Origin of the sequence: Bacteroides salyersiae (assembly GCF_031172035.1) — a bacterium.
GTDB classification, from domain to species: domain Bacteria; phylum Bacteroidota; class Bacteroidia; order Bacteroidales; family Bacteroidaceae; genus Bacteroides; species Bacteroides salyersiae.
Genome location: NZ_CP133452.1, coordinates 985806 through 1012059 on the forward strand (window position 1 = coordinate 985806; position 26254 = coordinate 1012059).

The following is a 26254-nucleotide window of genomic DNA, read 5'->3' on the forward strand; positions in this document are numbered from 1 at the left end:
GCAACTATGAGCAGAAAGCTATTATTCCTTTTTCTATCGGTTTACTTCTCCACCTTTACAGCCACAGCCAAAATAATATGGACAATTGGCAACGGAGATAATTCCGGTTCCGAACTGGCATTAGGCCCCTCTGATTATAAGAAATTTTTAGCTAACGATTTCGGGTATGAAGACCGGTTCTTTCTGATCGGGACTTCTTCTGATAAAACAGATTTCCCATATGTGATGCCCGGACCGGATGATACTTGGGGAGGTACTTGGAGGACTTCCGGTTGGAGAACACATGATGCAAACATTCTGTTCAATATCTCCCAAAAACCTAAAAACGGACAATGCAAATTGATTATCGATCTGGTAGATTCAAATCCGAATCGCTCGGTGGTAAAAGTCACAATTAATTCTATAGAAAAGAAATTCGAGATCAAAGGCCATTCCGAAGAGGCACTGGAAGGCAATGTACAAAATGCCAAAGAACAGATTCTGGAATTTCCTTTTTCTACTGCCGACCTGAAAGAAGGCGGTAATATTGTTACTATCTCTGTGCTCGAAGGTGGTTGGATCGTATTCGACCAAATCTTACTGGAAGGATCGGATCGTGTTACATTAGGGGACAATAACAAATACGCTTTTCTACGCAATGTAGCACCTGCTGCTTATGAAACAGAACTGGAAGGCAAAAGAGTACAACCGCTTTTAATTGATGTGGAACACCTGAACGGTACCCCACAGTTAACAGTGAAGCTGGACGGCACGGATATATTTGCTGCTAAGCTGGATACCTCACGGTCTATTTTCGAAGCTCCTATGCCTGCTGTTAAAAAAAACAGGAAAAGTATGTATCAAGTGTTGGTAAACAATGAGTTGATAGAAAAGGGTATCGTATTGCGTTCCCCCCAGGCTCTACAGACACTGGCGGACTATGTAGACACCAAAATAGGCACTGCACACTCCCGATGGATGATAGCTCCCGGCCCATGGATGCCTTTCAGCATGGTAAAACTGAGCCCGGACAACCAGAATATGGGATGGCAGGCCGGTTATCAACCCACTTTTGAAACATTGGGTTGCTTCAGCCATATTCACGAGTGGACCATGGGAGGATTAGGCATGATGCCGACCAATGGAAAACTGTTCACAACAGTAGGTGATCAATTCTGTCCCGATGAAGGCTATCGTTCACGCATTGATAAACGGACGGAAGAAGCCCCTTTAGGCTACTATAAAGTATTCCTTACCGATACAAAGATTCTTGCAGAAGTGACGGCTACAGAAAGAGCCAGTTTCCAGAAATATACTTTCCCGAAAGATAAAGACGGCCGGGTTATGATTGATTTACATATTCAGGCTGAGTATGATTACAATCTGCGTGAAGTAGAAATGAAGCAGGTAAGCGACTACAGAATAGAAGGATTCTGCCATCAGTTTTCCCCACAGGTATGGAGTGGTGACGCCGATCAGGAGTATGTTGTAAATTTCGTCATTGAATTCGATGCCCCCATAAAGAAAACCGGTGGCTGGAAAAACGATCAGGTACTGGACTCAAAACAGATAACAGGAAAGAATTTAAAAGACGCCGGATTATATGTCGAATTCGATACGAAAAAGCATCCCGTAGTCCAAGTCCGTACTGGCATCTCTTTGGTCAGCATAGCCAATGCCTCAGAAAATCTGCAAAAAGAGATAAGCGACAAATTTGGCTGGGATTTCAATGCAGTTGTACAAAACCAGAAAGATGTATGGAACGAGATTCTGAATCGTCTGACCATCACATCCAATGACCGGATCGAAAAAGTACGTTTCTACACAAATATGTTCCGTGCACTTTGCCGCAATATGTGGAGCGATATAAACGGAGAGTGGATGTCCCCGGATGAAAAAGTACGTAAGTTTACTAACCCGGATCATGTCGCCTTAGGTTGTGATGCATTCTGGAATTCATTTTGGAATCTCAATCTATTCTGGAACCTGGTAACTCCCGAATGGACCTCCAAATGGGTAAATTCACAACTGGCCATGTACGATTCCAACGGTTGGCTGGCAAAGGGCCCCGCCGGCATGGAGTATATCCCCGTAATGGTGGCAGAGCACGAAATACCATTAATAGTCTCTGCGTATCAAATGGGCATCCGGGACTATGATGTCGAAAAAGCATTTGAAGCGATAAAAAAAATGCAAACTACGCCTGCTACCCGTGTTGCCGGCGGATTTGCCGGTAACCGTGATTTGCTGCCTTACCTTAAATATAAATATGTACCCATCGAAAAGGGACGTTTCTCCAATACAATGGAATACTCATATGATGACTGGACGGTAGGACAAATGGCAAAAGCATTAGGAAAATATACCGAGTACGATATATTCAATGACCGTGGAAGTTGGTGGAAAAATGCCATTAATCCCCAAAACGGATATGCACACATGCGCGATACGACAAGGCAGTTTATCCCTGATTTTGATCCCTTCCAAAGCGGACGTGATCATCATTATGTAGAAGGTAATTCCTGGCAACTCAGTTTTTTTGTCCCCCAAGATGTTCCGGCATTAATAGAAACAATCGGTGAAGAAACTTTTATCGATCGTCTGAACTGGGGCTTTGAAGCCAGTGAACCTTGGAGGTACAATGCACCGAACGATCAGTATTGGGACTATCCTGTAGTACAGGGTAATCAACAGTCTATGCATTTTGCCTTCTTGTTCAATTGGGCGAAGAAGCCTTGGCTCACGCAAAAATGGTCACGATCCATCATTGATAAGTACTATGGAACAGGCATCGCCAATGCTTACTTAGGTGACGAAGACCAAGGGCAAATGAGCTCATGGTTTGTAATGGCCGCCTTAGGTCTGTTCCAGACAGATGGCGGATGCCGCATCGATCCGATCTACGAAATAGCCAGCCCGCTTTATGAGAAAGTCATTATCGACTTGGGAGAACGTTATAATCGTGGCAAAACATTTACAATCGAAGCAAAGAACGTTTCCAGAAAAAATAAATATGTTCAAAGTGCCATGCTAAATGGTAAAGTACTGAATGAATTCTTCTTTCCGGCTTCCGAATTACTAAAAGGCGGTGAACTGATTTTGGAAATGGGTGACAAGCCTAATACATCTTGGGGAATACCCACGTGTAATTAAAACAAAAAATAAGTAACTATATATTGCTTACAGTGTAAATTCTTGTTAGCAATAGAATATATCAAGATTATAAGCCTTCTATAATCGTACAATCGTTTATAGAGGGCTTTACTGTAAGGTAATATAGCCACCAAAGAGAGACAATACTACTCTATTTATACCATATATATTTAAGCTAAATCAAAGTATATAGTTTTACCCCAAGAACATCCCCATGTTTTGCATGAAAACATGGGGATGTTGTAGTACAAAACATCCGGATGTTTTGTAGGTATGAAATAAGCTTCATGTAATATAGAAACTTATCCTCTTATTTAATTAAGGTCTATTATCCATGAATTATTAAGCTTAAATAAAAAAAACACAATAAAATACTTTTTTTATTTAGTAAGACTTACGCTTGAATTGTAATATTAATAGATAGCCTTAAAATAAGAATTAAAATTAATATATGTTGTTTTATATAGAATTAATGAAGAACATGAACAAAAAAAGCTAATGGAAAAGAATTTGTATTTGATGCAAAGTGCACATTTACAGCTAAAGTAACCAGTATTTTGTTAACATAAAAAAATGCTAAATGAAAAAAAATCTAAAGTACAAGATCGAACTCTTGTTGTTTTCCCTATTTCTTTTTGTTCCACTCTCTATGCATGCTACAGCGCAAAATGATGTAGCCATAAGTTTGGATTTTTCCAATGTTCCTTTAAGTAAAGTTTTAAATGAGATTGGTCGTCAAACTTCATTGCGTATTGTTTACAATACAAAAGATGTAAATCCCGACCAAATTGTATCAGTGAAAGTAGATTATCAGAAATTATCTTCTGTCATGAAAAACTTGCTGAAAAACACAAATGCAAAATTTACTATAAAGGACAACTATCTGGTACTCTATTCCTCTAAAGATGTTGATGTGGTAAATGAAACAACCCAATCAAACAAACGTATCATTAAAGGTTTGATCTCTGATGAATTTGGAGAACCTCTGATTGGTGTAAGTGTATTGGTAAAAGGAACTACCACAGGAACCATTACTGATATCGATGGAAATTACTCTATCGAAATTCCCAATGACAATGCCATACTCGAATTCAGTTATATTGGTTATCAAAAAGCAACATTATCAATATCTGGTGCCACTTCTTTTAATATTATTCTAAAAGAAGATGCCCAAGTTCTGAACGAAGTGGTTGTTACAGCTATGGGTATTACCCGTGAAGCCAAAACTCTAACTTATGCTGCACAAACTATCAAAAACGATGAAGTAACTCGTATTAAAGAAACAAATTTTATTAATTCACTTCAAGGCAAGAGTGCAGGTCTTACCATTACTCCTAACAATACCGGTGCGGGCGGTGGAGCTTCTAAAATAGTGCTTCGCGGTTCCACCTCTATTCTCGGAACCAATCAACCGTTAATTGTAATTGACGGTGTACCTATGCAAGACGGTATGGGAAGTCAAGTAACCGACGGTATCGCTTATGGTGGTGGACGTAGTGGAGATGACCTTCTATCTACTATTAACCCTGAAGATATTGAAAACATGACCATTCTTAAAGGGCCGAATGCTGCTGCGCTTTATGGTAGTGCTGCCAATAATGGTGTAATTGTTATTACAACGAAATCGGGTGTTTCTGGCACTGTTAAAGTGGATATTTCCAGCAGTACTTCTGTTGAAACAATGGCAATGTATCCTCAAACCCAGCAAACTTTTGGTCTTAGCGACAATAATCAATGGTCGGCATGGGGACCTGAGATCGGTACACGTTCGGCAGATGAGCTGGCATCTGCACCTTATCTGATGAGTTCTGCTCGTAATGCAGTAAAAGATTTTTTTAATTTAGGTGTTACACTTAATAACGGTATAACACTTAGCGGCGGTACAGAAAATTCCCGTACGTATTTCTCTTACAATAACACATATCAAACCGGACAGATTCCCAATAACGATTTCCGACGTAATAATGTGATGTTCAAGGAAATATTCTCTTTGTTTGACAAACGCGTTAATATCAGTACAAGTCTTAATTGGATACATCAAAAAACAAACAATGCTCCAGTAGTTGGAAAGGCTTTGAGCACTCTTTATCCACTATATCGTACTCCGGCAGATATTGACATGCGCTATTTTAAACATAATTATCAACATGCCGGTACGATGGCAGACGATATTGTTAGTAATCCGACAAAAGGAAATCCCAAATTAGTCGGACAGCCAGTACAAACGTGGTATTGGTACGACCAATATCTAAATAATCCATATTGGGTGGCTAATATGTATAACGATGTGTTGAAACGCGATCGCTTGATGGGTAACATCACTTTGGAGGCCAAAATCTGGAAAAACATCAAATATCAAACACGTCTCAGTATCGACTATGTACTTCAAAATAATCTAAATGAAGAATATGCCGGAATGAATCGTACAGGTTTTGATTATGTAGGTGGCAAGTATTATTCCAGTGACTCACGTACAAGTGACATTTATAACGACCATATGGTTTCTTACAATGACCGCTTTGATGATAAAATTGATATCAATGCGGCAGTGGGTACCAGTTTTACTCGACACTATAGTCGCAATACATCCATTACTACCAATATTGATACTTGTGGTTTACCTAATGCATTCGTTCCTCAAAACAGCAAGAAAAGTCGTCCCACTAATCCCAATGGTAGTGCAACATCTGCCTATGATAGTTGGAACTATTCCGACTGGAGTACTGCTCTTTTCGCAACAGCTTCTATCGGGTTGTTCGATAGGGTATACCTTGACGGTAGTTATCGCGTAGATTGGTCACAATCATTTCAACAATTTACTCAAGGGAGTGGATACAGTTCTTTTGATTACTATTCAGCTGGTATCAATATACTTATTGATAAGTTTTTACCGAAATTAGATTGGCTCAATCAATTGAAGTGGCGTGGCAGTTGGTCTGTGGTAGGTAATCCGATTCCTAATACTCTTTTTGCTCGGCAAAGTTATGATTTCAGTAATGGTACTGTAAATACTCGTCCACCATTATTTGATGATCCGAAACCGGAGACTACAACTTCATTTGAAACAGGTGTTGATGTATGGATGTTCGATAATAAATTTAATTTCGATCTTACATATTATAATTCTGTTCTTCGTAATCAGTTCCTTAATGTCACTACAGCCAATGGGGAATCTAAGCCTGTAAATACAGGTAAGATCCGTAATTATGGCCTTGAGTTTTCTGCGGCATATCGCTGGAATATTGGTCGTGATTGGCGTTGGCAAACGGGATTTAATATTGCTTGGAACGACAATCGAATCTTAGAAACTTATAAAACAGAAAGCGGGACACCTTACATTGTAGAAATGGGAACCAATGCGTTTAAAGTTAAATATATCGAAGGAGGTCGCTATGGAGATATTTATGTTAATTCCTTTGTCCGTGATGAAAATGGACACATAAAAATCAGTGGAGCTGACGATTATGAAACTGCTGTGCCTCAAATGGAATCCGGTGAGTATAAAACTTATGTAGGCAATACGGCTTCTCCTGTCACTCTCGGATGGAATAACACCCTTTCTTGGAAGAATCTTACTTTATATTTTCTTATTGATGGACGTGTAGGTGGTAAGGTAATGTCTTTAACAGAACCAGATCTTGATTTGTTTGGCCTTTCAGAACGTTCGGCTCAAGAACGTTTAAATGGTGAACGCGTTACACAAAACGGTAAAGAATATATTCTTAAAGAGCTTCCTGATGGTTCCGGAAACAAAGTCTCCGTTGAGAATTATTACATGACCATTGGTGCTTCCCCGATGGAGGATTATGTTTATAACGCTACCAATTTCCGTGTACGTGATATTTCCTTGAGTTATAATTTCAACAACTTATTTGGTAAGAATCGAGGATTGACAGCACAGTTTTCTGTAAAGAATGCATTCTTTATCTATAAAGATTCACCGGTAGATCCGGATATTTCTGTATCGGCTGCTAACGGTTTTTCCGGCATCGACTGCTATTCATTGCCTACTACACGTAGTTATGCATTGACTCTAAAATTTAACTTTTAAAATAAAGCATATCTCCTTAATAAATTATGAAAATGAAGAAAATAATATGTTCGATTGCTCTCATTGCCGGGTCTTTATTGTCAACGGGTATATTTATCAGTTGCGGTGATCAGTTTCCGGAAGAATACCCATGGATGATAGGCAGACAGGAAGAGATGGATAATACCAATGAGGAAGGTGCAGGAGCTACTGACATTACGGTTCTTGAAAAAGAACTTCGTGGTGCTATCCCTTTTATGATTAATTATTCGCATGAACCGGGTGGTAATTGGGAACCTCATGACTATCAATATGGTCGTGCTAATAATATTGATAACTATTCCGGGTATTGGACTACTTCAAAAGGTACTTTTACATTTGGAGGGCCGTTACCTACTTTATATACGTATCCTAATGACTATTTGGGTGGTGCAAATAGCAATCAAATTTTCACACAATCGGTGAATGCTATTTTACATGCTACAGAGCTTGGAAAGCCCGAATGGCGTGCTGTAGCTCTGATTATCCAAGCATATGCCGGTCATGAAATTGTTGACTTCTATGGTGCTGCTCCTTTCACAGATTGGCGTAATGTAAAACGCATTCCGCCGTTGGCTTATGAGAAAGGGGCTGATATTTATGACAAGATTTTTAATGATTTGGATGAAGCTATTGTTATCCTAAAAGAGCGGAAGCCTTCGCAAACAGAATTAGAGAAAATAGAGGATAGCAATGGTAAGAACATTTCTTATGGCGATTGGCGGCGTTGGGTGAAGTTTGCTAATAGCATCAAACTTCGTATGGCAATGAATATAGTGAAATATGACGCAGGCAAGGCTCAACAAAAAGCCGAAGAAGCTGTGGCTGATGAGATAGGTGTGCTTACCGAACATGACGATAAAGATATAGCTTACTACCCAGCCGGTGAGACTGTGTGCTGTTTGTGGAAAATTTGTAATACTTGGAATGATCTCCGCTTGAATGCATCATTGGAAAACATCCTTAAGCATTTTGAGAATCCATTGCTGACAGAATGGTTTGATTCAAACCCCAGTCCTATTAAAGATAAAAATTCTGGTATTGTGGCCCCGATTGATGTATACGGTATGCGTGCTGGTATTGATATGAGGAAGATAAATACTTCAGATAGAAAAAGTGGGTATGGTCCTTTTGCGGTATTAACCGATAAATATAAATTCATGCATCAGCCTTTCTTAAAACGTGTCGAGTGCTTATTCCTCCGTGCTGAAGGTGCTCTTAGAGGTTGGTCGATGGGCGGAACTGCCAAAGACTTTTATGAATCCGGCATTCGTTTGGCTTTTGAGGAAAATGGGATTACTGATCAAAGTATAATTGACGAATATATCAACCGGACAGAGGTAAAAGATGTAGACTATACAGATCCGTTTAACGGAATTCATAACATCAAAGGTCGTGTAAAAGTGGATGTGAAGTGGAATGAAGCAGATACTGATGAGTTGAAACTGGAAAAAATTATCACTCAAAAGTACATCGCTAATTTCCCGATGAGCGGGGAAGCATGGACTACATTCCGTCGTACAGGGTATCCGCGTTTATTCCCTGTTTATCTTAACGGTGACATGGAAGATGTTGATTTGGAACTTCAGCTTCGCCGAATACCTTTGGTAAAAACAACCAATAATACGCTTGAGATAGCTTCACTTGAAGAGGCTCTTGGAGCACCCAATCAGGGTAGTACGCGAGTATTTTGGGATGTACCTACCGAACAGCGTGGTGAAAAAAGTCCAGATAATAAATATAATTTGGTAATTCCGGTAAACTTTTAATAATTTTTTAAGATGAAACTATATAGAAACATAATATTCTTTTTGATAGCCATCTTATGTATGGGTGTTTTTGTCGGATGTAATGAAGATGAAACGCTAGATGGTGCGTCTGAGGTATATATTACCCTTAATCCTATGGATATCACTTTGAGAGTGGGCGATACAATAAAAATCTCGGCTGTAGTTACTAATTTGAGTGGTAATCGTATAGAAACACCTATTACTTGGACGGTATTGGACGAAGATGTGGCAAAGGTGTTGGGCGATACGGCGATTGTCTGTGTAACAGATGCACAAGGAAAAGAGACAAAACTAAAGGCAGAGCTTGTGAATGGTAAGTATGCCCTGACTAATGTTACCGTCACAACAAATCTTCCGGAAGGTATTACTCCTATAGACGAAAGTGGGGCTATAATTTCTTCTAAACATAGTTATAACATCACCCATGATTCTGTATTATTTGCTGTTTCTCCTAAAGAACTCCTTGAGGATTTTGAGCCTCAGTATACAATTGAAGGACTTGAACCATTTAGAATTCCGATGACTGTATATAAAGATAAAGGGTTGGTAGCTGTACACTATTCTGCGCCACGCGCCGCTGGAGAAGGAAAGATAACTGTTTCCATAGGTGATGGGTCCTCTGCCAAAACTGCAAGTTGTACTGTAGTATCGGCACCGAAACTTCTGGCTACTTTCTATGGTGAAAAATTTGCCGAGATGCCGTATTTAGGTACCAGACCAGATAGAAGTGTTTTGCCGCAATGGTTTGCTTATACAAATGAATCAAGTATGGACATAAACTCAGAAATGACTATACGTGTTGCTATCAATACAGAGAGCGGTGCTCTTGAAGACATTGAAGCAGCTTATAGTTCATATCATTGGGAAGCAATATCCGGTAGCGCAGTCGTCATTTCTGAAAAATATGAGGAGTTTGTAGAGAATCAAGGATTTGATGCCGTATTAACTGTACGTGCGGGTATTGAAGAAGGAGAGGCGGAATTTCATTGTATTACTTCGGATACTGTTCTTGTGGCAACTTTCAGTGTTCAGGATTATAAGAACCGTTATCCTGTAGACAAAATAACAGTGAGTCATGAGTCTATAAAGATGCCTGTAGGTGATTTTATCATGTTCACAACGGGAGTTGAACCAATCGCCTCTTATGCTTACCACAAACCGGTAGTTGTAGCAGAAAATCCCAATATTATAGAAGTTGGTGAATATGATGGTAATCTGATAATTCTTAAAGGTTTGGAAATTGGTGAAACCAAACTTATATTGACATCTAATGGCAAACAACTTGAAGTACCGGTAACAATTACCGAAGGTATAAAAAGTGTGTTGTGGGAAAAAGGAAATCAACGTGTTTTGTTTGCCGGCCAATCTGTTCAGTGGGGAGTCGATGCAAGGACAACTTCAGACGGTCCGAATCCTTATGAGGTAAAATGGATATCATCTGATACATCCATACTGAAAGCTGCACAAGTAGACAAAGATAATACCAAAGGTATAATTACTGCTGTAACATCAGGAACAGCCACAATTATAGCAGAAGTGGCCAATGTTCGTTCCGATGACGTTTCTGTTAAGGTAATTGATTTACCGGCGGATCAGACGTATACTTCCTCTAATACAGACTATGATAATACTATTGTAATACCTGCCGAAAACGAAAGGGACCTTTTAGTGTATGTCGCTCTAATATCTGGACAAAAACTTACCATTACATTAACTGGTGCATATTCCGGTGGTAGCTATGACGGTACCTATCAGGTCAGTAGCTATCCGGCAAGTGTAAATATTGATGAAGCAGAGGCACCTGTAACCTCAGGATATGTGACTCTTGCTTCTGATAACGATGGTAATGTGTTGATCTCGTTTGATCTTATGGTTTCAGTAACCAGTGACAAAACGTTTACGCTTAAAGCAGATAACGTAGTGGGGCTTCAATAAAATATCGACAAGGAGTTTGAAGCTTTCAGCTTCAAGCTTCTTGTCTCATAAGATGTTAATCACTAACAAACAATTTGTGAATTATATAAATTATTTTTTTAACTTTAAAAACACATTCCATGAAAAGAAATTTACTTTTACTTTCCGGAATTGCAGTTCTTTCTCTTTCTGCTAATGCACAAGAATTGAAAGAAGACTACATGGTATGGCCTAATAGTGGAGGTCTGCCCGGTTATGTGACTGAATGGACCCCAGGTACTCCTTTGTTTGAAGATGAGAATTTTTACATCTCTCGTGTGAAACCAAAAGAGCGTTTCCGTAATGCTGCAACTCAAATTAATGAGACATTAAATGAGGCAAATGACAAAAAACTTGTTTTTTGGGTTCCCGTAGGTAATGCTGCAGGAGGTAGCCCGAATGCACGTCCTAATGGCGTGTTCGATGGCGAAGTATTTAGTACATGGTCTTATGTAACCCATTATGGGGACTGGACTTCACCACATGGTTGGGTTCCCGGCGGTTTTGCAGATGTTGCCCATAAAAATGGTGTAGGGGTGTCTGGTGTTGCTTCCATTCCTAATGCAAGTATTAACGCTAATGATGGAGCTTGGGGACAAGCTTTGCATGAACAAGTAGCTCTTGACAATGAAAAATTGGCTAAATTCCTTCATTATCATGGAGTAGACGGCTTAGGTTATAATGCTGAGTTTTACGGCATGAGCGCTGATCTGCCCGCTCTTCGCACTCAACATGAATTTATTCATAAATATCTTGTTGAACAGGGAAATAATTTGGCAGAAAACTTCTGGTATGACGGAACAAACGATAACGGTGGTATCTCCTTTGATGGTGGTATTGGTAGCCATAATAAAGAAACATTCGGAAACGGCGAGCATATACGTACCTCACTCTTCTTTAATTACAACTGGCATCGTTCAAATGTGTTAAATTCTCTCTCTAATCTCCAGAATGTTGCTCCCGGGCGTAATCCATTGGATATTTATGCTGGTTTTAATATGCAAGGAGGAGATCCTTCCACATGGACTACCCTTGCTGATTATCCGATGTCTATCGGCTTGTGGGGTGCACATGAACGTAATATGCTTTGGGCCGGACGCGCAAAACAGGGCAGTTCGGATATAGCCAAACAGACAACCTATCAGAATGTTCTCGAAATGTTCTTTACTAACGGAAATCGTAACCCGGCAAAATCAATCGATATCTATAATGCCGGTAGTCATTTCCCTGATGAAAAGTGGTTTGGTATGTCAGCATATATGTCCGCACGCAGTTCTTTGAGCTGGGATCTTTCCGAAGAGCCCTTTATAACATTCTTTAATTTAGGTAACGGCCGTTTTTTCAATTGGAAAGGTAAACGTCAAAATAACAACGAATGGTATAATATAGGTGTACAAGATTATCTTCCTACATGGCGTTATTGGTTTGCTTCCTCGTTCATGGGTAAAAAAGCAACTGATGTATTGACTAATGGGTTAGATGCTCAATTTACGTGGGATGATGCTTATGTAGGCGGTTCTTGTCTTCGTATTTTCGGCACGACAGCTGATGAATATTTACATCTTTTCAAAACAGATTTCGCTTTGAAAACGAATGATGTGATTACAGTTCGTTATAAATTAGTGAAAGGTAAGTCTGATATAAATCTTATTTTATCTGCCAAAGGTAATGAAACTGTAATTTTGCGTGAGAGCAACCTTAAAGTAATAACAACTTCAGAAGTCGCAGATGATGAGGTTTGGATTGAAAAAACGTTCAAAGTCAGCGGGCTTCTCACCACACTTAGCAATAAAGAGATTGCAATGATTGGTCTGCACTTTATGAATGCCCAAGATCTTGATCTTTATCTTGGAGAATTTTCTATTACCCGTGGTACGACTTCTACTCCTTCAGCTCCTGAAATTACTGTAGCAAAAACTCTTGGTAATCATTATAAAGGTGTTGATGCCAAGGTAATTTTTAATATGCCTAATAATAAGGAAGCAGGAACTCCTGTTTACAATCTTGATGTGAACGCTTCCATGTTTAAACTTTATGCACAACAAGAAGGTGGAGATCCTATATTTATGGGTATCACTACTTCTTGGGCAGGTATGTACTATTCTATTCCTGTTGATGCAGATAAAGCACAACGGATACGTCTTGGTGTTGCTGCAGTTTCAGTGGATACCAACTCTGATTCTGATATTAAATGGAGCAATTACATAGATGGTTTTGGTGATTATTTTACCATTAATGATGTCCAAATTGATAAGACAACAATTAAACCGGAAGAAGATTTTGAAATTTCTTACGTAGATCCGCGTCACAATCCGGCTGATTGGAAACTTTACAATGCCGAGGGTGAAGTAGTTAAAGAGGCGAACAATACTGTAAAATTCTCTGTAACGGAAGGTATCAAAGAGGTTGGTGCTTATGATCTCGAAATTACTGAATCCGATACTACTCGCCGCTTCAATTCTTATGTACAGATTACAAGTTGGGGATCAGGCGCTTTGCCCCAAATCAAGACTTTGACAATCGACGGAGAAACAGTGCAAGAGGGAGCATCACCTATTAAAATTGAAATAGGAAAAGAGTTGACTTTAGGCTATACAGGTAGAGAAGCAGATGGCGCTGCATCACGCGGTGTTGAAATAGACGAAGGCTGGGTAGGTGGTAAAGTCGCACCTTTAGACATTGCTTCTTATAAATCATTCTCTGTTTCTACATGGATACTATTTAATTCATTGCCCGGTAGTACGGCATTCTTCAGTATTGAAAATCGTGCCAGTACTTGGCCTGTAAATAACTGGGGTTGGTTCTGGTCTAATGTTGATTCTAAAGGTAAATTAGATTCTTATACATTCCGTAGTGCTACTGCAGGTGGTTCTGATGAACTTAAATACACTTTCCCGGAAACTGTTATTGTACCTAATTCCTGGAATCACGTTGCATTGGTATTTGAATACAACGAAAATGGTCAGTTCCGTTCTAAATTCTATGTTAACGGCACTCTTCAGAAATCAACATGGATATTTGGCCGTACAAGCGGAACAACAGAAGATTGGTGTTCTATACGCTTTGCCCTCCCGTCTGACTACTGGTTTGGTTTCGGTGGAGGTCGTGGTGAAGGAGCTACTTTCAACAATGGTATAATAGATGAGTTGCAAATTTGGGATGGAGCTATGACCGAAGCAGATGTACAGACATCAAAGGCAGGTCTTGATGCAAATAATCTTCCAACTAATATATTAGCTTACTGGGATTTTGATACAGATGCTAATGACAGTCATTATTTTACAGCTAAAGGCACTAAGACAGAAGCACAAGCTTGTGCTTTCAAAATTGTAGCAGGAGTAAATGAAGGTTCTGGAACTCAAACCCCTCAACAACCCCTTTATATCTCCGGTACTCCGTTCATTGCCGGATCTGCTTATAAAATTGAGACACTGCCTACATGGACTGCCAAACGTGCCGTAATCAGTGAAGCTACTGGCAATGCCACTGCTGGTAGCGCAAAACTGTCCTATGCTAAACCTGATGACCGTACTGTTACTTTAACACTCGCAAATACATTAGGCTCAGATTCTAAAGAATACCCTGTATTCACAATCTATGATCCTGTAGGTATTGAAGATACAAACGCAACTGGAGAATTACGTACTTATACTGTAGAAGACATTCTCTTTGTAGAATTTGCAGAAGACGGTAACTACCAAGTTTCTGTATACACAGTATCCGGTATGCTTGCTGCTCAAAAAACAGAAACTCTTTATGCCGGTCAAAATATGCGTATTACCCTTGGAACTAATGGCATTTACTTAGTGAAAGTAATAAAAGACGGCAAAGAGGTTCGTACAATAAAAGTTCTTAAGAAATGATCTGTTAGAAATAGGTATAAAGTATATATTATAACCAAAAGAAACTAAAACGTTTCTAACAAATTGGACAAGTTAATATTTATAACTTGCATAAGAGCCTGGTATAATACTGGGCTCTTTCCTTCTAAACACATTATTTCTTAATATATAGTAATCGAATTACTTTCCATTAGTCGATCTAAAATTCAATAGACTGCTAATTAGTACCATTAGGTCTTTAAATATTTTAATACAAAAATCATTATATTATCCTTTAAATTTTACGTTTATGAAAATTACAAAAATTGTGTTATTACTTTTCGTCTTTTTATGTACATCTAATGTATGGGCGCAATTAAACGAAAATGGGAAGCAAAACCTTACTTCGGAAAACAGAGTCATTAAAGACATGAAAATCCAAGTTTCTAATCCTGGTTGGGATGGAATGGTGAGTATAGCATTAGATGGAAAACTATTGTGCACGGATTATGATCAGGGCATACTGTTGCTGGCAGGGCAGAATTTCATTGAACGCACATCAGAAATAGATGTATATCCAGGTGGCGTACTTTCAATTTGGGGCTACAAAAATGGCACAGGTAATACTAATGTAATTTCATTAACAATTCCAGAAGATGAAACAGATCCAATATTAATCGTAGAATGTACCCCCAGCAGCCATTTCCCTTTAAAAGCATATTTCAAAGGACACTACTGATTATCAAAAAATTATTTAGATAAATAGCAGTTCAAAAAGTCTTAATAATTATGAGATCACCCTCACTCTAACCATGTTTAAACTGCACTCCTAAAGTTTTATGTCCAACTTTTGGGGTGCAGTTCAATTGTAGTAAGGGTGATTTTTTCATACATGAAAATATCCAGGTATTCCTATCATAGAATATAAAAAGTGATCATGGAAATCCCTTCAAACAAACAATTGATTTGACAAAAACCGATAAGTAATATCTTCCATTTTCCCATTGACAATACGATACAAACGCTGATTTGTTTTTGCAGATTTCAATCCACCCAACGCTTCCACGTAAGGTCCCAACTTTATATATTCGAAATAACTCATATTAAAGTCGGCAGGTAACTCCGACTTTCCGGAATACCAACCCACTTTCACCGGAGCTATGGACTGACGGCAACAGAGAAACTGTGCCAATCGCTCTACTTCTAACGGATAAGCATCCCCACCCATAAAACAGACACAAGTCACAGCTTTACCATATTTCTGCAAAAGCCATGAAAGACTTTCTTCAGTTAGGAATTCACCTATGTCATCCATCAGATAAGGACTATGACACCCCTTACACCTGTTCGGACAATTAGAAAGATTGATAGCCAAAGTAACCTCACCCGGTATCTCTTGAAAAACAATATCATAATCAGCGTACCGGAGCATAATATCTTTGAGCAGCCTCCTTCTGCCGGGCTTGTGAAAAATTGCTGACACGTTTCATGTAACCGATAACACGAGTCAGATAATCTACGTCCTCGCTATGACATTCAGGACATTCGTGTAGATATCTCTTATCGATATGCTTACACTTATTGCAAATAGTATTCGGAATATTGAATGTGAAGTAATTACAACCTTCTATAGCAGCTACCCGTAACAATTGCCGATATTGTTCTTTACTAAGATGCTCCTCCAAATTCATATGTAAAGCAGAGCCACCGGTAAGATGCTCGATATAGCGATGCCCGTGAAGACGAAACCTGTCGACAATATTCAATGACTCATCTTCCACGATATAGAAATAACTGTTATAGCATTCACGAAAAGTTTGGAAACCGGCCTCCTTATCCCACTTGGCATGCTTCACGCCTACATTTTCGGCAGGGATCATTTCACAGTTAAACAAAACTTCCTTTGTACGATACTTCTTATTATATTTTTCTATCATACCCAAAATCTCCTGCACAAATGCTTCATATTTGGGATTATCATTGATTTCGATTCCCATAAACTGAGCTGCTTCAACCAAACCGTTGACACCGATAGTCAAATATTGACGACTCATATTGATATAACCGGCATCAAACAAAGGTAACATACCTTTTGCCTGCAACTGTTTCAGATTCTCATTGTAAGCCAGTTGTACTTTGTGAACCAAATCGACGACCTCTTCCAGAAAGAAAGGATAAAGCATACCCGACTTCACTGCATGCTGGATACAACGATTCAGATTAATAGTCAATACACTCTTCGAACCGGTAGAAACCCCGCCGGCACCTAACGTATAACTGAAACCATTATCTTGTATTTCATTACGCAAACGGCAACAGCTACTTAGGGAATCGGCATTATCACTCATATAGGTAAAGAAAGAGTGCCCTCCGGCATACATTTCGGCAGTGAAATCTCCATATTCTTTATCTAATACGTCACCATCTTTGGTCAGCAATGCCATTGTTTCGACAGGAAACGTCAAAACGGTCCGTGTGCGTTCCTTATTAAACCACCTCATAAAGCGCTTTTGCAACCAACTCAAAGAATCCCAATCGGGTTTACTTCCATCGGGAAAAACAAAATGCTCGAAAAGACTATTGAAATAGTACTTGTCATAATAGGCTACATTCCAAAATACCGCCTGAAAATTCCGTGCACCCGTAGGCTGATTAATAGAATACACTATCTGTTCAAAACAATCCGTTATAATCTTATCGATCGTTCTTTGCTTAGCAGACAAATCAACAACCTTGTCAGCGTGTTTATAGTAATCCTGTCCATACTCCAAGCCTACAAAATAATTCATGTACATTAAAAACTCCGGAGTAGCGCATGCACCGCTCAACATACTGGATACAATGAATACCATGTTGACAAATCCTCCACAGAAAGATTTCAGATTAGTCGGAGCCGTCGAATTGCCTCCCACACCCACAGTGCCGTTTATCAACCAAGGATACATGGTGATACTTGCACAGTAATTGGCGAGATTAGTCTCATCATTCTTATAAATAAAATGATGATTCAAAAGTTCAAGATAGCGGTCGGAGACTTCTTTACCATACAAATCTTTCAAACGATCCGTCAATAACCGGCGGTTCAAACGAATAAAATTCGATTTTGGCAATTCACCTATCAAAGTAGCGATGTTCTTGTTCTCCACATTTGCATTTGCATCATATTTACTGCCGGTAGCAGGATTGGAAGCGTCACAATAATCAAGCAAGAATCTAAGCTTGTCTCTGACTTCACGGTCTTCCAAATGCTTCTGACGATACAGCATATATGCTTTTGCAACACTGTAATAATGCTCTGCCATCAGAGCTACTTCCACCTGATTCTGGATTTCTTCCACACTGGTTCCATCACTGACACTGACACGGCTCAATACATTGGTAATGACATCCTGTGTAGCAAAACTCCCTACTGACAAAAAAGCTTTGGCAATCGCATTTTTAATCTTATCAAGAGAAAACACTTCTCTTTTCCCATCTCTTTTGATAATGAATATCTCCGAACTAATCATACTTATAAATTAAGATTTAACAAATAAATTCATCATAAAGCTATTCAAATACGACAATTCACGGAGGTCAGTAATAAAATGAAATCGGTAGAATCCACTCCATCGCCTTTCACCCGAAAGCCTTGAATGAGGTAATGAAACCGGCAGGTCTTCTGACTTGTTTTTATTACAACGCCTTCCCGATTCTATAAAAATAACCAGTGGCAAAGATTGTTGTAACATTTCTCTTTCAAATGCAAGAGATAAAACTTACAGCTACGGGGATAGTCCCTGATTTTCACAGGATTCCCTTTTAATTCCGGTTCGCATTGAAGCTACTTCAGAAACCGATATTGCTGACAAAGTTAGAAATTAAATCAAGAATTCAACTTGAAAAGGAAAAAATATTCAGCCGTATCTTTTTTCTTCGTTTCTTCCCCATTGAATTATAAAATCGACTATCTTTGCCCCGAATTGGTTGCGGATAGACATTTCGACTATTCGGATTAAAAGGGAATCGGGTGAAAATCCCGGACAGTCCCGCTGCTGTGAAACTCTGCTAATATCTTGAAAACAGACCTTTGCCACTGGTTCTTTTTATAGAACCGGGAAGGCTTCAAGATAAGGAGTCAGTCAGAAGACCTGCCATTCATCAAAGGCTGTTTTTACTCGTGGGATTAGGAAAGCAGTGTGAAAGAAGATGAATCCAATGAAAGAACCTGCGAAAGAGATACCTGTAAATATGGGTATGTCTATGTTGTGATACAATTAATCGAGGTTCTGTGGTTGATACATTAAAGACAAATTTATTATATTATGGAACTTCTCAGAAACCTTTTCGAAGGATACCCCAATCTTTGGGGTGGTGGAGTGGCACACTCCGTACTTATTTTATCGTTGGTTATAGCCTTCGGTATCATACTGGCTAAAATAAAGATAGCCGGAATTTCATTGGGTGTCACATGGATACTTTTCGTCGGTATCGTATTCGGGCATTTCAACCTGAGCTTAGACGAACATCTGCTACACTTCCTAAAGGAATTCGGATTGATATTATTTGTCTACTCCATCGGTTTACAGGTAGGGCCTGGTTTCTTTTCCGCTTTTAAAAAGGGAGGATTTACACTGAACATGCTCGCCATGACAACTATCTTTCTGAGTGTTGTTATTACCATCATCCTACACTTCGCCACAGGCGTTCCCATCACAACAATGGTCGGAATTCTTTCCGGTGCCGTCACCAATACCCCGGGATTGGGTGCTGCCCAACAGGCCAACAGTGACCTGAACGGTATCGATGCGCCTGAGATAGCAATGGGATACGCCGTAGCCTATCCACTCGGAGTGGTGGGTGCTATCCTTTCATTACTTGCCTTGAAGTATATTTTAAATATCAATACGACCAAAGAAGAGGCCGATGCGGAAAAAGGATTAGGACACTTACAAGAACTGACTGTACGTCCCGTCACCTTAGTTATAAAAAATGAGGCGATAAACGGAAAGGCAATTAAAGATATACGCCCGTTGGTAAACCGGAATTTTGTTATTTCGCGTATACGTTATCATGAAGGAAACAAAGAGACGGAATTGGTTAACTCGGGTACTATCCTGCATTTGGATGATGAGATTTTAATTATCTCCAATCCGATAGATATTGAGGCTATCACGGTCTTCTTCGGTAAACAAGTGGAGGTAGAATGGGAACAGGTTAGTAAGAATCTGATTTCAAGACGTATCCTGATTACCAAACCCGAACTGAATGGAAAAACGCTGTCACAACTGAAAATACGAAATAATTTCGGCGCAAATATCACCCGCATCAATCGTTCGGGAGTAGACCTTGTAGCCGCTCCGAGCCTGCAATTGCAGATGGGCGACCGTGTAACAGTAGTCGGTAGCGAACTGGCTGTAGGACATGCCGAGAAGGTCTTGGGAAACTCAATGAAACGACTGAACCATCCCAATCTTATTCCGATATTTATAGGTATCGCTTTGGGATGTATCTTAGGAAGTATTCCATTTATGTTTCCGGGCATTCCTCAACCGGTCAAGCTGGGACTTGCGGGAGGCCCGCTCATCGTATCGATCCTTATCAGCCGTTTCGGCCCACAATACAAAATGATTACTTATACCACCATGAGTGCCAATCTGATGGTTAGAGAAATAGGCATTTCACTCTTTCTTGCCTGTGTAGGATTAGGAGCCGGTAAGGGATTCATAGAAACTGTTGTGAACGAAGGAGGTTATGTTTGGATCGGTTATGGGGCCATCATCACTGTTATCCCATTATTAATAACGGGGCTTATCGGACGTTATGGCTGTAAATTGAACTACTATACGCTCATCGGAGTATTGTCCGGAGCCAATACCAATCCACCCGCTCTTGCCTACTCGAATGACCTGACTTCTTGCGACGCTCCCGCCGTAGGCTATGCTACCGTATATCCGTTGGCCATGTTTCTGCGCGTACTTACGGCACAGCTACTGATACTTTCATTATCATAAATACAACATTATACATACCTTTCAAATCATAAAAGATACCACTTTGTATTTACACAAAACGGGGAATGGCGATTACAGTAGTTTTTGCCACTTCCCCGTTGTAATTTAAAGATTATCACGTATCTTTGCAAACTCAAATAAATACAAATTATGGCTATTACAATCAAAAAAGTATCTGGAAGAAAAGAACTAAAAAAGTTTATTCGTTTCAATTTCAAGATGTATAAGGGTAACCCTTATTCTGTTCCCGATCTTTATGACGATATGCTTAATACGTTCAACAAAAAGAAAAACGCTGCATTTGAATTTTGTGAGGCCGAATACTTTCTGGCTTATAAAAATGATGAACTGGTAGGCCGTGTAGCAGCCATTATCAACCATAAAGCCAATGAGAAATGGAATAAAAAAGATGTACGTTTCGGTTGGATAGATTTCATTGACGACATAGAAGTATCTTCTGCATTGCTGAAAGCCGTAGAAGAATGGGGCAAAGCCAAAGGCATGACAGACATCCAAGGCCCATTGGGATTTACCGACTTCGATGCAGAAGGTATGCTGATAGAAGGATTTGACCAGCTCAGCACCATGGCGACAATCTACAACTATCCTTATTATCCCCAACACATGGAGAAGTTGGGATACGAAAAAGATGCTGACTGGGTAGAATATAAAATCTACATACCGGACGCTATACCGGAAAAGCATAAACGTATCTCCGATCTCATCCAACGGAAATATAATCTCAAAATAAAGAAATATACCTCCGCCAAAAAGATTGCCGCAGACTATGGACAGGCCATTTTTGAGTTAATGAATGAAGCCTACAGTCCGTTGTACGGTTATTCCCCACTGTCACAACGCCAAATAGACCAGTACGTTAAAATGTATCTGCCGATCGTCGACCTGCGCATGGTAACCCTTATCACGGATGCCGATGACAAACTGATTGCAGTAGGTATCTCAATGCCTTCATTATCAGAAGCTCTGCAAAAGTCACATGGGCGTCTGTTACCTTTTGGCTGGTATTATCTTCTGAAAGCCCTGTTCATGAAACGACGGGCAAAAATGCTCGATCTGCTGCTTGTAGCCGTGAAACCGGAATACCAGAATAAAGGTGTTAACGCTTTGTTATTTTCCGATTTAATTCCGGTTTATCAAAAATTAGGTTTTATATTTGCAGAAAGCAACCCGGAGCTGGAAGAAAACGGAAAAGTCCAGGCTCAATGGGAATACTTCAAAACCGAGCAACATAAACGTCGTCGTGCGTTTACAAAAAAGATAGAATAATGGAACAATGTGCCAATATGCCAACGTGCCAGTTTCCGAACGGTGCTTTAGCATAGCGTAGTTGCATGCGTAGCCAATCGGCACATTGGCATATTGGCACATTAAAAAATTATTGTTTATGGAAGAGAGCGAACTGATACCTTTAGACAACAGTCCTGTAGAATACACAGATGACAACATCCGCCATCTGAGCGACATGGAACACGTCCGTACACGTCCCGGCATGTATATTGGAAAGCTTGGCGACGGTGCACATTCCGAAGACGGAATTTATGTCCTTTTGAAAGAAGTGTTAGATAATAGTATCGACGAGTTCAAGATGCAAGCCGGTAAGAAAATAGAAATCATTGTCGAAGAAAATCTGCGTGTCAGTGTACGAGATTACGGACGAGGCATCCCACAGGGAAAGCTGGTAGAAGCCGTCAGTGTCTTGAATACCGGTGGTAAATATGACAGTAAAGCATTTAAAAAGAGTGTCGGCCTGAATGGTGTAGGTGTAAAAGCCGTCAATGCATTGAGCTCCCGTTTCGAAGTACGTAGCTATCGCGACGGTAAAGTCCGCATTGCCACCTTTTCTAAAGGCAATCTGCTTACAGACGAAACACTGGATACGGAAGAAGAAAGCGGAACATATATTTTCTTCGAACCGGATGCTACCCTGTTCCTGAACTACAGCTTCCGTCCTGAGTTTATCGAGACGATGCTGCGTAACTACACTTATCTCAATACCGGCCTTGCAATAATCTATAACGGACAACGAATTTTATCCCGAAACGGATTAGTCGATCTGCTGAATGACAACATGACTGCTACCGGGCTTTACCCTATTATACATCTGAAAGGGGAAGACATCGAGATCGCCTTTACACATACCGGACAGTATGGCGAAGAATATTATTCATTTGTCAATGGACAGCATACGACACAGGGAGGTACTCACCAAAGTGCTTTCAAAGAACACATTGCCCGTACGATCAAAGAATTCTATAATAAAAATCAAGATTATACCGATATTCGTAACGGGCTGGTAGCTGCCATTGCCGTCAACGTTGAGGAGCCGATGTTCGAAAGCCAGACAAAAATCAAATTAGGTTCTACCAATATGTCACCCGGTGGCATAACTGTAAACAAATTTGTCGGCGATTTTGTCAAACAGGAAGTAGACAACTTTTTGCACAAACACGGTGATGTAGCAGAAATCATGCTGCAAAAGATACAAGACTCCGAGAAAGAGCGCAAAGCCATTGCCGGTGTAACCAAATTAGCACGTGAACGCGCTAAAAAAGCCAATCTGCACAATCGAAAACTCCGTGATTGCCGCATTCATCTGAATGACCCCAAAGGTAAAGGACTCGAAGAAGATTCATGTATATTCATCACCGAGGGAGACTCTGCCAGTGGTTCTATTACCAAAAGCCGCGATGTCAACACACAAGCAGTATTCAGCCTGCGCGGTAAACCGCTAAATTCATTCGGGCTGACCAAAAAAGTGGTATACGAGAATGAAGAATTCAACCTGCTTCAAGCTGCATTAAACATTGAAGACGGCATTGAAGGATTGCGCTACAACAAAGTAATCGTAGCTACGGATGCCGATGTAGACGGTATGCATATCCGTTTGCTGCTTATTACTTTCTTTCTTCAGTTCTTTCCCGACCTGATTAAAAAAGGGCACGTCTATATCCTGCAAACACCTCTGTTCCGTGTACGCAACAAGAAAAAGACCCTTTATTGTTACAGTGACGAAGAACGCCAGAAAGCAATCAGGGAGTTAAGCCCCAATCCGGAAATTACCCGATTCAAAGGTTTAGGAGAAATCTCCCCGGACGAATTCAAACACTTTATAGGGAAAGACATGCGTCTGGAGCAAGTGTCATTGCGTAAAACCGATCTTGTAAAAGAATTACTCGAATTCTATATGGGTAAAAACACCATGGAACGGCAAAACTTTATTATAGACAATCTGGTTATAGAAGAAGACATAGCATAAAACAAAAAAATGAGAAGAGCTATTTTCCCGGGCACGTTCGACCCGTTTACTATCGGACATTATTCGGTAGTAACCCGTACCCTGACTTTTATGGATGAGGTAATCATCGGAATAGGTATCAACGAAAACAAAAACACTTATTTCCCGATAGAGAAGCGTGTGGAAATGATCCGGAAATTCTACCAAAACGAACCACGAATAAAAGTAATGTCTTATGATTGTCTGACCATCGACTTCGCCCAGCAAGTAGGTGCGCAATTTATCGTTCGCGGCATACGTACGGTAAAAGATTTCGAATATGAAGAGACCATTGCAGACATCAATCGCAAACTGGCCGGAATCGAAACCATATTACTATTCACCGAGCCGGAACTCACTTGCGTCAGTTCTACCATCGTACGCGAACTTCTTGGCTATAATAAAGATATCAGTATGTTTATTCCGGAAGGGATGGAAATTTAATAACGAGTAATAAATGATTAGTGATTAGTAAATCAAGATGATGAAAAAAATATATATATTCTTAGCCTGCCTGTGGGCTATCACATCACAGGCACAGAACTTCGGTTCTCCTGCCATGCGCAAACTGCAAATGGCCGAATTCGCTATCGCCAACTTATATGTAGACAAAGTAGACGAAAATAAACTGGTAGAAGAAGCCATCATCAAAATGCTGGCACAACTCGATCCACACTCCACTTATTCGAATGCGGAAGAGGTAAAAAAGATGAATGAACCCTTACAGGGTAATTTTGAAGGTATCGGCGTTCAGTTTCAGATGATTGAAGATACCCTATTGGTCGTACAACCTGTCAGTAACGGACCTTCCGAGAAAGTAGGTATTCTCGCCGGAGACCGTATCATAGCAGTCAACGATACGGCTATTGCCGGAGTGAAAATGAGTACGGAAGATATCATGAGCCGTCTTCGTGGCCCGAAAGGTTCTAAAGTAAACCTGACCATCCTCCGACGGGAAGTAAATGACCCGTTACTTTTCACAGTGAAACGCGACAAAATCCCCATCCTTAGTCTGGATGCCGCATATATGATCGAACCGAAAACAGGCTATATCCGTATCAACCGTTTTGGAGCTACCACCGCTGAAGAATTTCTAAAAGCAATGAAAGAGTTGCAGAGCAAAGGTATGAAAGACCTTATCCTCGATCTTCAAGGTAATGGAGGAGGATATCTGAACGCAGCTATCGACCTTGCCAATGAATTCCTCGGGGAAAAAGAGCTGATTGTATACACAGAAGGAAGAACGGCACAGCGCAGTGAATTTTTCGCAAAAGGTACAGGAAATTTCCGTAAAGGACGCTTGGTCGTACTGGTAGACGAATATTCCGCCTCAGCCAGTGAAATTGTGACCGGAGCCATCCAAGACTGGGACAGAGGTGTAGTTGTAGGACGACGCTCTTTCGGAAAAGGACTGGTTCAACGTCCTATCGACCTGCCCGATGGCTCAATGATCCGATTGACCATAGCACGGTATTATACTCCCGCAGGCCGTTGCATTCAAAAACCTTACGATAGCACAGCAGATACCAAATTATCAGGCAGGAACAGTGACAGTGAGAATAATCAAAAGAAATATAATCAGGATTTGATAGACCGTTTCAATCGTGGTGAGTTGATGAATGCAGACAGTATCCACTTTCCGGATTCACTAAAATGCCAGACTAAAAAATTAGGACGTACCGTTTACGGCGGCGGAGGTATCATGCCCGATTATTTTGTGCCGATCGATACCACTCTGTATACGGATTATCACCGCAATCTCGTGGCCAAAGGGGTAATTATCAAACTGACCATGAAATACATCGAAAAGCATCGGAAAGAATTATTGAATAAATACAAAAAGTTTGAAACTTTCAATGAGAAATTCGAAGTAGATGATGAATTGCTGAAAACGATGCGTGAAATGGCAGATCAAGAGAAAATCGAATTCAACGAAGAGCAATACAACAAGGCTCTGCCTCTTATCAAGACCCAACTGAAAGCACTCATTGCCCGCGATCTATGGGATATGAACGAATATTTCCAAGTAATGAATAAAACAAATAAAAGTGTAGAACGGGCACTGGAAATATTAAGTTCAAAGGAGTACGAACAAATGCTGAAATAAATGAAGGGTGCATATCCCCCTCCAAGAAAATGAGGGTGTGTCGAAATTCTCATAAACTAAAAATGAACTGCACCCCAAAAGTTGGACATAAAAC

Annotated in this window: 13 protein-coding genes and 2 riboswitches; of the genes, 11 read left to right on the top strand and 2 right to left on the bottom strand. The window is 40.1% G+C overall.

The window, feature by feature from the left end:
- Window positions 1-6 precede the first annotated feature (6 nt).
- The 6 genes from RB604_RS03690 (at window position 7) to RB604_RS03715 (ending at window position 15504) form a co-directional block, all read left to right on the top strand.
- Window positions 7-3132: a GH92 family glycosyl hydrolase gene (locus RB604_RS03690; RefSeq protein ID WP_055293861.1), complete on the top strand. Its 3126-nt coding sequence runs from the start codon at window positions 7-9 to the stop codon at window positions 3130-3132.
- A gap of 580 nt (window positions 3133-3712) precedes the next feature.
- Window positions 3713-7183 carry a SusC/RagA family TonB-linked outer membrane protein gene (locus RB604_RS03695; RefSeq protein ID WP_005928296.1) on the top strand — a complete coding sequence of 1157 codons (3471 nt, stop codon included), beginning with the start codon at window positions 3713-3715 and terminating at the stop codon, window positions 7181-7183.
- Window positions 7184-7215: 32 nt separating this feature from the next.
- Window positions 7216-8970 (top strand): SusD/RagB family nutrient-binding outer membrane lipoprotein, encoded by a 1755-nt coding sequence (locus tag RB604_RS03700; protein ID WP_005928293.1) that lies wholly within the window; start codon window positions 7216-7218, stop codon window positions 8968-8970.
- A gap of 12 nt (window positions 8971-8982) precedes the next feature.
- A complete protein-coding gene (locus tag RB604_RS03705; RefSeq protein WP_055293863.1) occupies window positions 8983-10926 on the top strand; it encodes a hypothetical protein in 1944 nt (647 codons plus the stop codon).
- A gap of 119 nt (window positions 10927-11045) precedes the next feature.
- Window positions 11046-14807: a LamG-like jellyroll fold domain-containing protein gene (locus RB604_RS03710; RefSeq protein WP_055293865.1), complete on the top strand. Its 3762-nt coding sequence runs from the start codon at window positions 11046-11048 to the stop codon at window positions 14805-14807.
- Window positions 14808-15075: 268 nt separating this feature from the next.
- Window positions 15076-15504, top strand: a complete 429-nt coding sequence (locus RB604_RS03715) for a hypothetical protein (RefSeq protein ID WP_005928285.1) — start codon at window positions 15076-15078, stop codon at window positions 15502-15504.
- 210 nt (window positions 15505-15714) lie between these two features.
- On the opposite strand, the gene RB604_RS03720 is transcribed toward RB604_RS03715, so the two are convergent.
- Both RB604_RS03720 and nrdD read right to left on the bottom strand, forming a co-directional pair.
- Complete coding sequence (locus RB604_RS03720; protein ID WP_055293867.1) at window positions 15715-16197, bottom strand: radical SAM family protein; 483 nt, start codon at window positions 16195-16197, stop codon at window positions 15715-15717.
- The gene (gene nrdD, locus RB604_RS03725; protein WP_021937307.1) at window positions 16181-18274 is read right to left on the bottom strand and encodes an anaerobic ribonucleoside-triphosphate reductase; all 2094 of its coding nucleotides are present in this window, start codon (window positions 18272-18274) and stop codon (window positions 16181-16183) included. The genes RB604_RS03720 and nrdD overlap by 17 nt, the downstream gene beginning before the upstream one ends.
- A 125-nt stretch (window positions 18275-18399) precedes the next feature.
- Window positions 18400-18620, bottom strand: a riboswitch (cobalamin riboswitch).
- 91 nt (window positions 18621-18711) lie between these two features.
- Window positions 18712-18917: riboswitch (cobalamin riboswitch) on the top strand.
- A gap of 152 nt (window positions 18918-19069) precedes the next feature.
- Between nrdD and RB604_RS03730 the strand changes: the two genes are divergently transcribed.
- The 5 genes from RB604_RS03730 to RB604_RS03750 all read left to right on the top strand — a co-directional run bounded on the left by RB604_RS03730 (window position 19070) and on the right by RB604_RS03750 (window position 26160).
- Window positions 19070-20758, top strand: a complete 1689-nt coding sequence (locus RB604_RS03730) for a putative transporter (protein ID WP_005928276.1) — start codon at window positions 19070-19072, stop codon at window positions 20756-20758.
- Between the two features lie 150 nt (window positions 20759-20908).
- Window positions 20909-22045 (top strand): hypothetical protein, encoded by a 1137-nt coding sequence (locus tag RB604_RS03735; protein ID WP_055293869.1) that lies wholly within the window; start codon window positions 20909-20911, stop codon window positions 22043-22045.
- Window positions 22046-22163: 118 nt separating this feature from the next.
- The gene (locus RB604_RS03740; protein WP_021937309.1) at window positions 22164-24035 is read left to right on the top strand and encodes a DNA topoisomerase IV subunit B; all 1872 of its coding nucleotides are present in this window, start codon (window positions 22164-22166) and stop codon (window positions 24033-24035) included.
- 9 nt (window positions 24036-24044) lie between these two features.
- Window positions 24045-24497, top strand: a complete 453-nt coding sequence (gene coaD, locus RB604_RS03745; RefSeq protein WP_005928267.1) for a pantetheine-phosphate adenylyltransferase — start codon at window positions 24045-24047, stop codon at window positions 24495-24497.
- A 40-nt stretch (window positions 24498-24537) separates the two neighbouring features.
- Entirely contained in the window at window positions 24538-26160 is a 1623-nt protein-coding gene (locus RB604_RS03750) for a S41 family peptidase (RefSeq protein ID WP_007479640.1), read from the top strand.
- The last annotated feature ends 94 nt before the right edge of the window (window positions 26161-26254 follow it).

Coding starts and splice junctions, on each gene's coding strand:
- RB604_RS03690 (WP_055293861.1), top strand. CDS start 7: ATGAGCAGAAAGCTATTATTCCTTTTTCTATCGGTTTACTTCTCCACC.
- RB604_RS03695 (WP_005928296.1), top strand. CDS start 3,713: ATGAAAAAAAATCTAAAGTACAAGATCGAACTCTTGTTGTTTTCCCTA.
- RB604_RS03700 (WP_005928293.1), top strand. CDS start 7,216: ATGAAGAAAATAATATGTTCGATTGCTCTCATTGCCGGGTCTTTATTG.
- RB604_RS03705 (WP_055293863.1), top strand. CDS start 8,983: ATGAAACTATATAGAAACATAATATTCTTTTTGATAGCCATCTTATGT.
- RB604_RS03710 (WP_055293865.1), top strand. CDS start 11,046: ATGAAAAGAAATTTACTTTTACTTTCCGGAATTGCAGTTCTTTCTCTT.
- RB604_RS03715 (WP_005928285.1), top strand. CDS start 15,076: ATGAAAATTACAAAAATTGTGTTATTACTTTTCGTCTTTTTATGTACA.
- RB604_RS03720 (WP_055293867.1), bottom strand. CDS start 16,197: ATGCTCCGGTACGCTGATTATGATATTGTTTTTCAAGAGATACCGGGT.
- nrdD (WP_021937307.1), bottom strand. CDS start 18,274: ATGATTAGTTCGGAGATATTCATTATCAAAAGAGATGGGAAAAGAGAA.
- RB604_RS03730 (WP_005928276.1), top strand. CDS start 19,070: ATGGAACTTCTCAGAAACCTTTTCGAAGGATACCCCAATCTTTGGGGT.
- RB604_RS03735 (WP_055293869.1), top strand. CDS start 20,909: ATGGCTATTACAATCAAAAAAGTATCTGGAAGAAAAGAACTAAAAAAG.
- RB604_RS03740 (WP_021937309.1), top strand. CDS start 22,164: ATGGAAGAGAGCGAACTGATACCTTTAGACAACAGTCCTGTAGAATAC.
- coaD (WP_005928267.1), top strand. CDS start 24,045: ATGAGAAGAGCTATTTTCCCGGGCACGTTCGACCCGTTTACTATCGGA.
- RB604_RS03750 (WP_007479640.1), top strand. CDS start 24,538: ATGAAAAAAATATATATATTCTTAGCCTGCCTGTGGGCTATCACATCA.